A 12,926-nucleotide genomic window follows, 5' to 3' on the forward strand; every position below is an offset into this window, starting at 1 on the left:
CAATCATAAAAAGATATCCTACCGTGCAAAAACCCAACAAAAAACCCCAGCGTTGCGGCCAGGGTTCTTTGTTATTACGCTAAAGCGTGGTTTAGTTGAAGATATACCTCAAACCAAACTGAGCTTGCCAGCGTGAAGCTTGTGATACACCGTTACCCCAAGTGCTGGTAAGCGGCACCTGATTGGTGTTATCGAGGTATGGGAACGAATAAATCGGTTTGCCATTATCCGGGTCAGCTGTGTTACCAGTATTATTGTAAACACCTTTGTAAGACAACAACAGTGTCCTGTTAGCAAATTTGTAGTTACCCCAGTTGCGGTAAAGGAAGTTGCCTAAGTTGATAATGTTAAACTCGAACTGCAGGGTGTTTTTGATTTTACCGGCAGTTTGGTAAAGGTCCTGAGTGAAGTTAAAGTTTACCAGGTGGAAGTAAGGCAATACCAAACCGTTACGCTCAGCATATTTACCGCGGCGTTTGCTCAGGTAAGGGTCCTGATTAATGTAGTTATTCAACTGTGCATAAAGTACGCCACCGTTGGCAGCACCACCCGGGTTAAGCAGGGTTTTGGTACCGGTACGTAAATCCTGTGCGTTATCACCTATCAGTATAATGTCGCTTGCATCTTTAGGTACGTAAAGCAAGTCGTTGCTGGTTTGTCCATCGCCGTTTACGTCACCGCTGTATGCGTATGAACCAACACCTGCGTTAGCAGCTTCGTAGGTTAAACCTACCGAAGTTGATAAGTGGCCTAGGTATGCTTTTTTGTAAGAAAATGCAGCAATAACACGGTTTGGCTGGCGGAAGTTAGTGTATGAAGTTACATCAGCATTCGGGTCGCCGGATACTGAACGATCCCTCCAGGTTGATTGCGAGATAGAACCACCATCGTTAACCGAACGGGAATCAGAGTAAGTATAAGCTACCATGAAGTACAGGTCTTTGAAAGTACGCTGTAACTGGCCGGTAATGGTGTAAGCATAACCTTTTTTGGTATTGGTCAGCAAGATCGCATCGCTGATGTTAGGAGCAGCAGCAGTGTTGCCGTTTGCGCCACTTGGCAAGGTAATAGCCGGGTAAGCGGTAGTATTGCTGTAACGAATGCGGTTGTCGCCTCCTTTAAATGCGGTACCTGTAGCAGGCAAAGCAATGTTTTGAAAGATAACTGCGTTCAGGTCTTTAGAATAGCTACCCTCTAAGGTACCGATGATACCGAATGGTAATTTTTGATCTACAGCTAAGTTAACGCGGAAGTTTGAAGGGAATTTAAAATTCTTATCAGTGGCAACCAAATTGTATTGCGTGTTTGCAGTGGCTGTTGCTGGCCTGTTTGCGTTAACATCCGGTTTGAATATGAAGCGCGTGTCGGTAGCGGTTACACCGGCAACGCCCGGTACTGCGGTGTACGAACCAAATTGCACACCGTTGTTACTGGCCTGGTTAGATATATAAACATAAGGAACAGGGCCCTGGAATATACCGGCACCACCACGGACTTGGGTTAAGCCTTCGCCATTAACATTCCAGTTGAAACCAACGCGAGGAGAAATCTGCAATGTAGCTTTCGGGAATTGTGAAGTGTTCACTTTGTAACCATCCCTGAAACCGGTTAAAGCAGCAGCGTTTGCGTTAAACTGGCTTTCGGTGTTATAGCTTGGCAAATCAAAGCGTACGCCGTAAGTCAACTTAAAGTTATCAGTAGCCTGCCATTTATCCTGTAGGTATAGGCCTACAGTGTAAGCTTTTACATAAGCGAATGGAAAATCGCCTACGGCAGAATATTGTAATGCATAACGTACCGCAGTTGGCGTGCCGTTGTTTGCAGATTCATAGAAATCAGCTAAGCTTTTAAAGCGGTATAAACCGTTGTAGTTTGGTGCAAAACCATTTTTGTAGCTATTGAACTCGCCGGATACGCCGATGTTGAATTCGTGTTTACCAGAGAATATGGTAAAGTTATCGCTAACCTGTGTGGTATTTGTGCTAAGCAAGTTGTTGGCAGTGAAAGGCTCATAACCAAACGAGGTTAAAGTACCTGTACCTGCAGCGTTCAGGATATCAACAAGCGGGAAAGAACCACCGCCCGGTGAAGAACGGAAATCGCGCAGGGCCTGGTAACCAACGGTGAATTTGTTGGCAAATTTGCTGCTGATACGTGTGTTCAACTCGGCTATACCGATGTTGAAATTGTTGTTGATAGTGTAATAAGAAGAGAAGAAAGGCAAGCCTGCCAAGCCCGGGCTACGAGAACCCTGGGCACCTGAGCTGCTTGGGGATACATCGCGCAAAGATTTCAGGTAGAAATATTTTAACGATAAGGTGTTGTTCTTGTCAACGTTCCAGTCTAACTTGGCAGTAACTTTATCAGAGCGGGTGCGCAGCTGATAGTTTTCGAAAGCGCCTGCATCATAGTTGTACTTGGTTTTCAGGAAATCTTTCAAAGTGTTCAAGTCATCATATGTTGCCTGAGAAATGGTACCGCCGGCAACCTGGCCGCTGCGTAACGCAGTGTAAGCAGTAGCCGGATCGCTTATCCTTTCCTGCTCGCCAGATACGAATAAGAACAATTTGTTTTTGATGATTGGGCCACCTAAGCTGATACCGCGCTGGGTATAGTTTACAGTTGGTTTTGCCACATCAGTGGTTAAAGTGTGTAAACCCACCAAGCCTGCAGAACGTTTGTAAAGGTAAACCGTACCTTTAAATTCGTTTGTACCTGATTTGGTTACGGTGTTAACGCTCGAACCTGCGAAACGGCCCTGAGTAACATCAAATGGGTTCACGGCAACCTGAATCTGCTCAATCGCATCAAGCGAGATTGGCTGTGAGTTGGTTTGGCCACCCAGTGTACCTGATAAACCAAATGAGTTGTTAAACAAAGCACCATCCACAGTTACGTTGTTACCGTTACCGTTACGGCCGCCAAAGCTGTTACCGTTAGATGATGGAGTTAACTTGGTGTAATCCTGAATAGACCTGTTGATGGTTGGTAAACGATCGATCTGGTTACGGGTAATGATTTCCTGTGAACCTGTACGGGAGTTATTAATAACCTTGTTTTGCGTGCTCACCACTCTTACTTCGCTTAACGAAGTGCTGGTTGGCAACAATTTGGTATCAATTCTAAACTCCTGGCCCAATGATAAGGTAATATCATTTTCAACCTTAGAGTTAAACCCGATGAAAGAGAATGTAACCGTGTACGGGCCACCAATACGTAAGTTTGGTAAGTTGTAACGGCCATCCACGCGGGATACGGTTGCGTAGTTAGTGCCGGTTGGGGTATGCAAAGCCGTGATTGTAACACCCGGCAATGGTAAACCCTTCTCGTCAACTACGGTTCCTGATATACTACTTGTTGTTTGCTGTGCAAAGCCTACAACAGTTGTAAACAGGGCGAAAATTAATAGAAGTAAATGCTTCCTCATACGCTGTTTTTTTTTAATTTTAACTGTTAAGTGATTAAATTCGAGGGCAAAGATAGGCAATTGCCTCATTGCCAATGTTAAGTTAGTGTTAACAATAATTATATATTTTTCAACATTTTACGCACTTCGCAGCTAATAATGGAAATATGAGGAATTTTTAGTATAATATTTACATTATTCAGACCGCTTACACAACCCTTAGTTGTACGTTTTTTGAACGTTATATTTAATTTATCATAGCAAAATCCTAAAAATCCCGTTTTTTTTCATTTCACCGCTTTTTACTTAGCTTTGGCATTCAAAATCAAAAAAGATATATAACTATATGGACTACGATTTAATTGTTATAGGTTCGGGCCCGGGTGGCTATGTGGCCGCAATACGTGCATCACAGCTGGGTTTAAAAACCGCTATAGTAGAAAAAGAATCCTTAGGGGGTGTTTGCCTTAACTGGGGCTGTATCCCTACCAAGGCGCTGCTTAAAAGTGCGCAGGTTTTTGATTACCTGAACCATGCTGCCGATTATGGCATCAAAACCAACGGTGGCGAGGTTGATTTTGAAGCCGTTATCAAACGCAGCCGCAGCGTGGCCGATGGCATGAGCAAAGGCGTGCAGTTTTTAATGAAGAAAAACAAGATCGATGTGATTATAGGCTACGGCTTGCTCAAAACCAAGGGCACCGTATCTGTAAAAATAGCCGATGGCACCGTGAAAGATTTCACCGCAAAACATATTATACTGGCAACGGGTGGCCGCTCGCGCGAGTTGCCAAACCTTAAACAGGATGGCAAAAAGGTAATAGGCTACCGCCAGGCGATGGTGCTTCCACAGCAACCCAAATCAATGGTGGTGGTAGGTTCGGGTGCTATAGGTATTGAGTTTGCTTATTTCTATAATGCTATAGGCACCAAAGTTACCGTGGTTGAATTCCTGGACAACATTGTACCGCTGGAAGATGAAGAGATATCAAAAGGCCTTGCCCGTATATTAAAGAAACAAGGTATTAATATCATGACAGCCTCTACTGTAGAGTCTGTTGATACCAACGGCGATGGATGCCGCGTAAACGTTAAAACCTCGAGCGGCAATATCGTTTTAGAAGCTGACGTAGTATTATCTGCGGTAGGTATCTCTACCAACATCGAGGGTATAGGACTGGAAGAAAACGGGGTTAAAACCGATAAAGGCAAGGTATTGGTTGATGATTACTACCAAACCAACGTTGAAGGCGTTTACGCCATCGGCGATATCGTAAAAGGACAGGCATTGGCTCATGTTGCCTCTGCTGAGGGTATCATCTGCGTAGAGAAAATTGCAGGCCACCACCCCGAGCCTTTAAACTACAACAACATACCTGGCTGTACTTATTGCTGGCCTGAAGTTGCTTCGGTTGGTTATACCGAAAAAGCTGCTAAAGAAGCTGGCTACGAGATAAAAGTAGGCAAGTTCCCCTTCTCTGCATCGGGTAAAGCAAGTGCTGCAGGCGCAAAAGATGGTTTCGTAAAACTAATTTTCGATGCCAAATACGGCGAGTTCCTGGGTGCGCACATGTTGGGTGCCAACGTAACCGAAATGATTGCCGAAGTAGTTACCGCCCGCAAGCTGGAAGCCACCGGCCACGAGATCATCAAATCGGTACACCCTCATCCTACCATGAGCGAAGCCGTTATGGAAGCTGCTGCCGATGCATACGGCGAGGTGATTCACTTGTAATTTAAATTCCGTAAAAAAACCAAAAAGCATCCAGAAACCGATGCTTTTTTTATGGATAAACATTTGCTATAAAGTACAAAAGCCGCCCTCGATTAGTCGAGGGCGGCTTTAAACGATAATAGCGGCTAATTATTTCAAATATTCTTTGTCGAGGAACACATAGCGGCCCCTAAGCTGCGGCCCCTCTTGTTCTAAAATAGTTGTAACATCTATATTGATAAACGACACCGCGCCGCCTCTAGTGTTAGGCGTCCACTTTGGTACGCCAACGCCATTGGGGTTGCCCGTTTTAATAAAATTGGCAAAGTAGGTTTCCATAACATTAGATACCTTGTAGTCATGAGGCCCCCATTGGTAGGTTTCGTTGGTGGCGAGGTTGCCCATGGCGTATTCTATTTCCGAGGCGTGTGCCGCACCGTTATAAGGCTGAGGCCCTTTTGGCGGCTCCGGCTTGCCATCGCCTGCGGTAATACCACCTGCCAGGCCGGGCTTGGCATTGCCCATCTTAGCCGTCATGGCCGGGCGGGGCCGCGAAAACAGGTAACGATAAACCGGTCTGCCGCTGGTTTGGGCGTGCAACTCGGCCCATTTCCAGGTACTGTAAGATATAAAACGGTCGCTGGCGAGTTCCGTGGCAGATTTGATTACCTCCTCTTCGGTTGCGCCAGGGTATAGTTTCAATACCTCGTCGGCTTTTTCGCCATAAAACATCTTTAATTGCTTCAGGTAATTCTCAGGCGTTGGCGGCAGGCCATACATCACTGCCTGATAAGGTATCTCTGCCGAGTTCCAGCCAGCCAATAACGGTACTTTTGCTTGTTGCCCTTCCGCAAAAACATCAGCAGGTATTTTGGTAAGGAAATACCCATCTACCACCGGCGATGATGTTGGCGGCATACCTTGTTTTGAAGCTATCTCTAATAGCTCTGATGCGGGCATGGCACGCAGTGCCGCCAAAGTAGTGGCCCCTGCCTTATCGGCGAATTTAATGCCGTTGGCTTCGGCATCTGTTAAGGGGATAGCGGGCAGGGTTGGTTTTATCATCGCCCCGCTTTCACCAATAGCGCCGGCGATCAGGTTTTTTGATAAGGGAGAGGCCATTTGTGCCGAAACAGCAATAGAGCCTGCCGATTCACCTGCAATAGTAACCCGTTTAGGGTCGCCACCGAAAGCAGCTATATTGGCCTGCACCCAGCGCAGGGCCGCATTCTGGTCCATCAACGCATAATTACCTGATGATTGGTGCGGCGATTCTTTGCTCAGTTCGGGATGTGCCAAAAAACCAAACACGCCCAGCCGGTAGTTTACCGTAAGCGATATGATGCCCCTTTTGGCCATGCTCTCGCCATCGTATCGGGCTTCAGAACCATCACCGGCTACAAAGCCGCCACCATAAAAGTAAACCAACACCGGCATTTTTTCCCTGGTTTTTTTTGCAGGCACCCATACGTTAAGATACAGGCAATCCTCGCTCATGCCCGGCGAACGGAACCCCATATCGCCGAACACTTTTTTTTGCATAGGGTTGTAGCCGAAGGTATCGCACTTGCGAATGCCTGTCCAACCAGCTACCGGCTGCGGGTCTTTCCAGCGCAGATCGCCAATGGGTGGTTGCGCAAAGGGGATGCCTTTGAAGCTTATCACGCCCGATTTTTCGTGCACGCCCTCCAATTGGCCATTACTTATTTTCACCAACGTTTGCGCCATCACAGCCCCGGCAAAAGCAAATGGCATCACTAACAACAAAGCGATTTTTTTCATCTGATATTTGAATTATAATTGGTTTTTATTGAACAATAAAAAACCTCCAGTAGTGGTTTTTATTATTGTATCATTATGTTACAATAATAATCCGTAACATTGGCATTTTCAAATTTATTTGAGGCAGCAGGTAAAATAATGAGCAACACCAACAACCCTACAGAAAGCAGTTCGGAGGGCTTCGGGTTTATCCCTCATCTGGCGATTGATGCCGTGATATTCGGTTTCCATAATAACCAATTGAAAGTATTACTGATGCAATACAGCAAAACCTGCCTGCATGCCCTGCCAGGCGGTTTTGTTCTCCTTACCGAAAACCTTAACGATGCCGCTAAACGTGTAGCTACCGAACGCACAGGCCTAAGCAACATCTACCTGGAACAATTCTACGTGTTTGGCGATGTGGCCCGGCACGATCCTACCCCCTTTATTTCTTTTATGGAAGCCGATGGCAGTGCACATAACCCCGGGCACTGGCTGCTGCAACGCTTTATAAGCGTTGGCTACTTCGGCCTGGTAGACTTTACGCTGGTGACCCCTACGCCTGATAAAATTTTCGATAGCTGCGATTGGTATCACCTGGATGCTTTACCACCATTGATACAAGACCATACCGCTATAGTGCATAAAGCGCTGCAGGCATTGAGAGCTATGCTGGATGATAAACTAATTGGCTTTAACCTGTTGCCCCGCGATTTTACCATGAGCGAACTGCAAAGCCTGTATGAAACCATATTGGATAAAAAGCTGCTGCGCCCGGCTTTCCAGCGCAAAATGCTCGGCTTGAGTATATTGGAGCGTGTAGCGAAGAAATTTAGCGGCGGCGCGCATAAAGCACCTTATTTATATCGTTTTGTTTCTAAATAAGTTGCTACTTTTATAACCGATGAAACCTACGGTTATTATAGAATATTGCCCAAAATGCAACTGGCTGCTGCGAGCGGCATATATGGCCCAGGAATTACTCACTACCTTTAGCGACGACCTTTGGGGCGTTACCCTGCAACCTAGCGAAGTTAGCGGCCGTTATACCATATATGTGAATGCAGAAGTGCTGTTTGACAGGAAAACCATAGGGCGTTTCCCGGAGATAAAGGAGTTGAAACAGTTACTGCGCGATGCAGTTAATCCCGGTAGAAACCTGGGGCACTCAGATAAATCCTAATTTTATAGTAATTCTTTACCTGTTAGCTTAACAAAATTTGTTTACGTAACTTTGTCGCTTAATTTTTCAAATGCTATCCAAAAAAACGAAATACGCTATAAAAGCTTTGGTTGCCATGGGCAAAAACATGGACAAACCACCGATGCAGATATCGAAAATTGCAGAAATAGAAAAAATTCCGAAGAAATTTTTGGAACAGATACTTTTAGACCTTCGCAACGCAGGTTTTTTGTACAGTAAAAAGGGTGCTGGGGGTGGTTACAGCTTAAATAAAGACCCAAAAGAGATTTTTTTGGTGAGTATTATGCGAATTACAGATGGCCCCATAGCTATGGTTCCATGCGCCAGCATCAATTTCTACCACCGTTGCGATGAGTGCCACCAGGAGCATACCTGCGGCATACGTGATGTATTTATTGAGGTGCGCGATGCCTCGCTAAAGATACTTTCGGAAACCAGCATAGCCGATATTATTGCGAGAGAAACAACATTGATCAATTTATAAAAGCTAAAATATACCTGCTAAAACCTTACTGAAAAAACTATCTCTGATCTCCGCCTAAACCTATTCAGTCTATTTTACGTTAAGTAAGTATGCTTAAGTTTAAATGTGTTTTTTCATTACTTTGTGTTTCTATTATTACACTAACTTTATCGGGCCAACATAAAGATTCAATCTATACCTTCAAGAAGGCAAGCACCGGCGGTACCGGTAAATTTTATCTTGGGCGGCAAACAGCCCAGGTAATGAGTTTCGACGGCGCGGCATGGCTGGAACGCAGCACCCGCCAAAAGGAAGAAAATGCCGACCTCGCTATTTCTAAATTACCTATCACAGCAAATAGTGTTATTGCGGATATTGGTGCAGGCACGGGCTACTATACCTTCCGCATATCGACCAAAGTACCTCAGGGCAAAGTTTACGCAGTGGAAATACAGGACGATGCCGTTAATTACCTTAAATACCGCAGCCAAAAGCTTAAACCAAATAACGTGATTGTAATTAAAGGAGGCGACCACTCTCCCAACCTGCCTGTCAACGCTATCGATCTGGCTATAATGGTTGACGTATACCACGAATTACTTTACCCGCACGAAATGCTGCAAGCCATCCGGGAAGCGCTCAAACCAAAAGGCCGACTGTTACTATTAGAGTACCGTGCCGAAGACCCGGAGGTGCCGATAAAAGAGTTGCATAAAATGAGTATTAAACAAGTGAACAAGGAAATGACGGCCAACGGATTTCACTTGGTAGAAGACGGGGAGTTTATGCCGATACAACATTTTTTAGTCTACCAAAAAGATTAATAGTTATTCATTAATTTTTTCGGATATGTTTTTGATGGCTTCATCAAGGCGTTTAGCGGAGCTCAGTAAGTATTCTTCGCACTGCTTGTACTCTTCTTTATTATTATCACTGTGCTGGATGATATCCATTATGCCCAATATATTAGTGAGGTGCTTGCGCACCTCGTGCGAGTTAATGAATGCCAATTCGGCTTTTTTGGTTGCGAACAATAACTGTTCGTAGTGCCTTTTTTGTTTTACGTTGCGGTAAATAAGCGCAATGGCTACGATAATGAGCGCAGCAACCACTACCATAAATATCAGCCAAAGGCGCTCCTTTTCGTAAACTGCTGTACGCTGCGTGTAGGAGTTCTCGGCCTCGTCTATTCTTATCTGCGACGATATATCCCCCACTTTCGCCAGCCTCAGGTTATTCTCCTGCGATTCTTTAAGCGCCAGCATAAAGTTATGCGCTGCCAGCTTTTCGTCGCCTTGTTGCTCGGCTATATGCGCAAGCAATTCATACAAGTGGTATTTTATTTCGGGATGGTTATTGGCCGATGCTACAATCAGCTGCTCATCAGCCTTCTTTTTAGCCGAATCGAGTTGCCCGTTCATAAAAAAGGCATCAGCCAGGCGCTGATCTTCAGTTTCGTTATAAATGTATTTGGGATTCTTTACCAAGGCCTGTATTTGCTTTATGGCTAAGGGGTAGTCGTGTTTTAGCAGGGTAATATAATATGCAGTACGTTGGCGGTAGTTAAAAATCTTATAATTCTTATTACGTGGGTCGTTCAGTTTGTCATGATAAGCTTTCAGCGAATCGAGGTTATTCATCCTGAAATAATTCTCCGACTTATTATAATATAATACGCTCGAGAGCAAAGTCATGTTCTTTTCATCGTTGGCAATAAGTGCCAGCGCTTTATCCAGATAGTTTAAAGATTGCGTGTAGAAGCCCGATTTATAATAAAGATCAGATATATTAATATTTAGTGATGCCTGCGGGCGGTTATCTTTCAGTTTATCTTTCAGTTTCAATACTTCTTTTTTGGCTAAACGGTAGCTATAGATGGCCGCTATGAAGTTCCCCTGATCGGTTTGGATGAACCCGAGATAAGTATAAAATTGAAATAACAGGTGCGCATCGTTAAGCTTCTCAGCTAGCTGGATAGCCCTATTCATATTGAGCTCGGCATCCTTAAGGTTATGTTGCTTGTAAAGCGCAAAGCTGGTCATGAACGTTGCAAAAGCATCCCTATCAATCATTGCATACTTACTAAATGCCTGGTTAATAGTATCTTTTACGGCATTTAGCTTACTTATTTCAGATGCTTGTATATAGTTCTTTATAAAAAGCACCAGCCTTTTCTGGCGAAGGAAATCGTCCTTTTGCTGAAGAATATTGGCAAGTGTATCCTGGTTTATCTTGGGCTGATGAAAGGGCACAATAGTCGCAGCAGGCACATTTGCCTTTAACACAAAAGTAATTAGGAGGGGGAGTGTAAAAGCGATAACGAGCTTTCGGAGCATGCAGTATATTTTCTATAAATTTACGCTTGCCTTTGATAAAAACAAATTAATTGAAAATATAGATTTTCCTTTTTTTTTGCCTTTTTTTTAAAACCTTTAAAAAAAAACCACGTATTAATACTTGGTTAAATATAAATGTGTATATTTACAGACGTTTTTACCAACTGATTAACAAATAAACCAGAAAACATAATTAATACGATAATGAAAAAATTACTACCTCTGATGTTGCTTATTGTTTCTGTAAGCATCTACTCTTGCCAAAAAGAACATAGCGTTAAGCCAGCTTCTATGGGTTCTATCTCTGCTAAACTGAAAAAAGATACTACGCCGCCGTCGTTCAAAGTATCAAGAGATACTACGCCGCCGTCAAAATCAACTGCAGCAAGAGATACTACTCCTCCAACGAAATAATACCTTCTTTTAGAGGTTTTTAACTATACAAGCCTGTGCATTTATGCATGGGCTTTTTTGTTGATAGAAATTCTGAAACAATATAGATCATTAAGCATGGGTAAAGTCTCTATCATGACAATGAACTAAGCCCCCCTTTTGCATAGAAAGAGAAACCTTCCCATATGATCCTCCTGATATTGTTTAGCCTTTAAACACGCCAATAACACCGTACAATTTTAACATAAAGCCACTTATTTTGATAATGTTTAAAGGTGTCAGACGCTGAAAAATATCTGGAGCATTAAAAATAATTAGTCAATGCCGACCATTTTACCCTCTAATATATTTGTCTTTAAGTTAATAGGAAAATCCCGAAAGTTGCTTGAAAAGCAACCAGATCGTAGAACATTCGCTGATTTTTGGCTTAGTTTATTTGGGCAAAAGAAAGCTGAAGCCGGTGAGGTTTACGGGGCAAGTCAGCTCAAAAAACCTGCAGCGCCGTTCGCAAAAAAGTCCGAAATGACCTGATCTTAACTATCAAACTTATCTAATAGCTTCAGCAGCGTCTCAAAATCTTTGGGGTATGGTGCATGAATAGTTACATCATCTCCGTTAACCAGCTTAAACGTTACCTCATAGGCGTGCAAGGCAAAGCGTTTCATTATCGGCAGCTCTTCCTGGTCTTTGCCCAACTGGTATTTGCGTTTTAGCTTTGACAGGAAAACGGGCAGCCCCTTATACATGTCGTCGCCGGCAATAGCGGCGCGCTGAGAAGCCAAATGGATGCGGATCTGGTGCATACGGCCGGTTACCGGTCGGCACTCTACCAAAGTATAATGCTTATAGTATTTTAACGATTGAAACCATGTTTCGGCGCGTTTACCCTCCTGGCGGCTGATGGTTACATTGCCTTTACCTACGTTGAGGATGGGCAGATCGATAAACAACTCCTCGAAAACATGTGTGCCATCAATTACGGCGTGGTACACTTTCTTAACTTTACGCCGTTCAAACTGCATACTCACTGCGCGGTATGCTTCCGGGTTTTTAGCAATAATAAGTGCACCCGAAGTCTCTTTATCAAGCCGGTGGCATACCTGCGCATCATCGCTGTACTGTTTGGCCAAACGCAGCATATTAATCTCGCCGCCTTCGCGTTCATCAAGCGAACTGATAAACGGGGGCTTGTTTACTACAATGATGTCATCATCTTCAAAAAGTATCAGGTCGGCAAATTTCGGGAACTTCATATTTTATTATAGCCTGCAAAAATACGGTTTATTAAATTAATACGCCGCATTCCCTGCAACCGCGGAACACAAATCTTATTTACACGAGTTACTATCGCTGAGAAATCAAACATAAACCATCTACCTAAAATAAAATACATCATCCGCACAGAAAAAACAAAAGCCGAAGAAAAAGGATTTTTTGAGAAAAATTAAAGACACCATCGGAGAGCTTTGGGAAGGTACCAAAGATACTGCGGAAGTTTTGAAGGATAAGTCGAAGATAAATTTTACAGCGATGGCGGCAAAAACTAATGTGGCCACTAAGGCCAAAGCAGCAACAAAGCGAGCTACCGTAGTCCGCAAAAAAGCTGTTGCCAAAGCCTAAGGCTTTAATAGATTTTGCTAATTAGT

General features: G+C 43.9%; 12 protein-coding genes. 8 read left to right on the forward strand and 4 right to left on the reverse strand.

What is annotated here, in order from left to right:
* Positions 1-91: 91 nt before the first annotated feature.
* Entirely contained in the window at positions 92-3,427 is a 3,336-nt protein-coding gene (locus tag E2R66_RS05350) for a TonB-dependent receptor (protein WP_133227403.1), read from the reverse strand.
* Between the two features lie 325 nt (positions 3,428-3,752).
* Between E2R66_RS05350 and lpdA the strand changes: the two genes are divergently transcribed.
* Complete coding sequence (gene lpdA, locus E2R66_RS05355; protein ID WP_133227405.1) at positions 3,753-5,141, forward strand: dihydrolipoyl dehydrogenase; 1,389 nt, start codon at positions 3,753-3,755, stop codon at positions 5,139-5,141.
* Positions 5,142-5,270: 129 nt separating this feature from the next.
* Here lpdA and E2R66_RS05360 read toward each other — a convergent pair whose 3' ends face one another.
* Entirely contained in the window at positions 5,271-6,902 is a 1,632-nt protein-coding gene (locus tag E2R66_RS05360; RefSeq protein WP_133227407.1) for a carboxylesterase/lipase family protein, read from the reverse strand.
* Positions 6,903-7,001: 99 nt separating this feature from the next.
* On the opposite strand from E2R66_RS05360, the gene E2R66_RS05365 reads away from it, so the two are divergent.
* The 4 genes from E2R66_RS05365 to E2R66_RS05380 all read left to right on the forward strand — a co-directional run bounded on the left by E2R66_RS05365 (position 7,002) and on the right by E2R66_RS05380 (position 9,375).
* Positions 7,002-7,769, forward strand: coding sequence for an NUDIX hydrolase (locus E2R66_RS05365; RefSeq protein ID WP_204985867.1), 768 nt, complete (start codon positions 7,002-7,004; stop codon positions 7,767-7,769).
* Between the two features lie 19 nt (positions 7,770-7,788).
* Positions 7,789-8,067 carry a SelT/SelW/SelH family protein gene (locus tag E2R66_RS05370; RefSeq protein WP_133227411.1) on the forward strand — a complete coding sequence of 93 codons (279 nt, stop codon included), beginning with the start codon at positions 7,789-7,791 and terminating at the stop codon, positions 8,065-8,067.
* A gap of 70 nt (positions 8,068-8,137) precedes the next feature.
* Positions 8,138-8,572 carry an RrF2 family transcriptional regulator gene (locus E2R66_RS05375; protein ID WP_133227413.1) on the forward strand — a complete coding sequence of 145 codons (435 nt, stop codon included), beginning with the start codon at positions 8,138-8,140 and terminating at the stop codon, positions 8,570-8,572.
* An 89-nt stretch (positions 8,573-8,661) separates the two neighbouring features.
* A complete protein-coding gene (locus tag E2R66_RS05380) occupies positions 8,662-9,375 on the forward strand; it encodes a class I SAM-dependent methyltransferase (RefSeq protein WP_133227415.1) in 714 nt (237 codons plus the stop codon).
* Between the two features lie 3 nt (positions 9,376-9,378).
* Here the strand turns inward: E2R66_RS05380 and E2R66_RS05385 are convergent, their stop codons facing one another.
* Positions 9,379-10,887, reverse strand: a complete 1,509-nt coding sequence (locus tag E2R66_RS05385) for a tetratricopeptide repeat protein (protein WP_133227417.1) — start codon at positions 10,885-10,887, stop codon at positions 9,379-9,381.
* A 204-nt stretch (positions 10,888-11,091) separates the two neighbouring features.
* On the opposite strand from E2R66_RS05385, the gene E2R66_RS05390 reads away from it, so the two are divergent.
* Positions 11,092-11,301 carry a hypothetical protein gene (locus tag E2R66_RS05390; RefSeq protein WP_133227419.1) on the forward strand — a complete coding sequence of 70 codons (210 nt, stop codon included), beginning with the start codon at positions 11,092-11,094 and terminating at the stop codon, positions 11,299-11,301.
* 300 nt (positions 11,302-11,601) lie between these two features.
* The gene (locus E2R66_RS05395) at positions 11,602-11,811 is read left to right on the forward strand and encodes a hypothetical protein (RefSeq protein WP_133227421.1); all 210 of its coding nucleotides are present in this window, start codon (positions 11,602-11,604) and stop codon (positions 11,809-11,811) included.
* A gap of 2 nt (positions 11,812-11,813) precedes the next feature.
* Here the strand turns inward: E2R66_RS05395 and E2R66_RS05400 are convergent, their stop codons facing one another.
* Positions 11,814-12,533, reverse strand: a complete 720-nt coding sequence (locus E2R66_RS05400) for an RluA family pseudouridine synthase (RefSeq protein ID WP_133227423.1) — start codon at positions 12,531-12,533, stop codon at positions 11,814-11,816.
* A 181-nt stretch (positions 12,534-12,714) separates the two neighbouring features.
* On the opposite strand from E2R66_RS05400, the gene E2R66_RS05405 reads away from it, so the two are divergent.
* A complete protein-coding gene (locus tag E2R66_RS05405) occupies positions 12,715-12,900 on the forward strand; it encodes a hypothetical protein (RefSeq protein WP_133227425.1) in 186 nt (61 codons plus the stop codon).
* Positions 12,901-12,926: the final 26 nt, after the last annotated feature.

The organism is Mucilaginibacter psychrotolerans (genome assembly GCF_004519315.1).
Classification (GTDB): domain Bacteria; phylum Bacteroidota; class Bacteroidia; order Sphingobacteriales; family Sphingobacteriaceae; genus Mucilaginibacter; species Mucilaginibacter psychrotolerans.

Bases quoted from the DNA above. Each gene is read 5' to 3' on its own strand.
- E2R66_RS05350 (WP_133227403.1), bottom strand. From the start codon at position 3,427: ATGAGGAAGCATTTACTTCTATTAATTTTCGCCCTGTTTACAACTGTT.
- lpdA (WP_133227405.1), top strand. From the start codon at position 3,753: ATGGACTACGATTTAATTGTTATAGGTTCGGGCCCGGGTGGCTATGTG.
- E2R66_RS05360 (WP_133227407.1), bottom strand. From the start codon at position 6,902: ATGAAAAAAATCGCTTTGTTGTTAGTGATGCCATTTGCTTTTGCCGGG.
- E2R66_RS05370 (WP_133227411.1), top strand. From the start codon at position 7,789: ATGAAACCTACGGTTATTATAGAATATTGCCCAAAATGCAACTGGCTG.
- E2R66_RS05375 (WP_133227413.1), top strand. From the start codon at position 8,138: ATGCTATCCAAAAAAACGAAATACGCTATAAAAGCTTTGGTTGCCATG.
- E2R66_RS05380 (WP_133227415.1), top strand. From the start codon at position 8,662: ATGCTTAAGTTTAAATGTGTTTTTTCATTACTTTGTGTTTCTATTATT.
- E2R66_RS05385 (WP_133227417.1), bottom strand. From the start codon at position 10,887: ATGCTCCGAAAGCTCGTTATCGCTTTTACACTCCCCCTCCTAATTACT.
- E2R66_RS05390 (WP_133227419.1), top strand. From the start codon at position 11,092: ATGAAAAAATTACTACCTCTGATGTTGCTTATTGTTTCTGTAAGCATC.
- E2R66_RS05395 (WP_133227421.1), top strand. From the start codon at position 11,602: ATGCCGACCATTTTACCCTCTAATATATTTGTCTTTAAGTTAATAGGA.
- E2R66_RS05400 (WP_133227423.1), bottom strand. From the start codon at position 12,533: ATGAAGTTCCCGAAATTTGCCGACCTGATACTTTTTGAAGATGATGAC.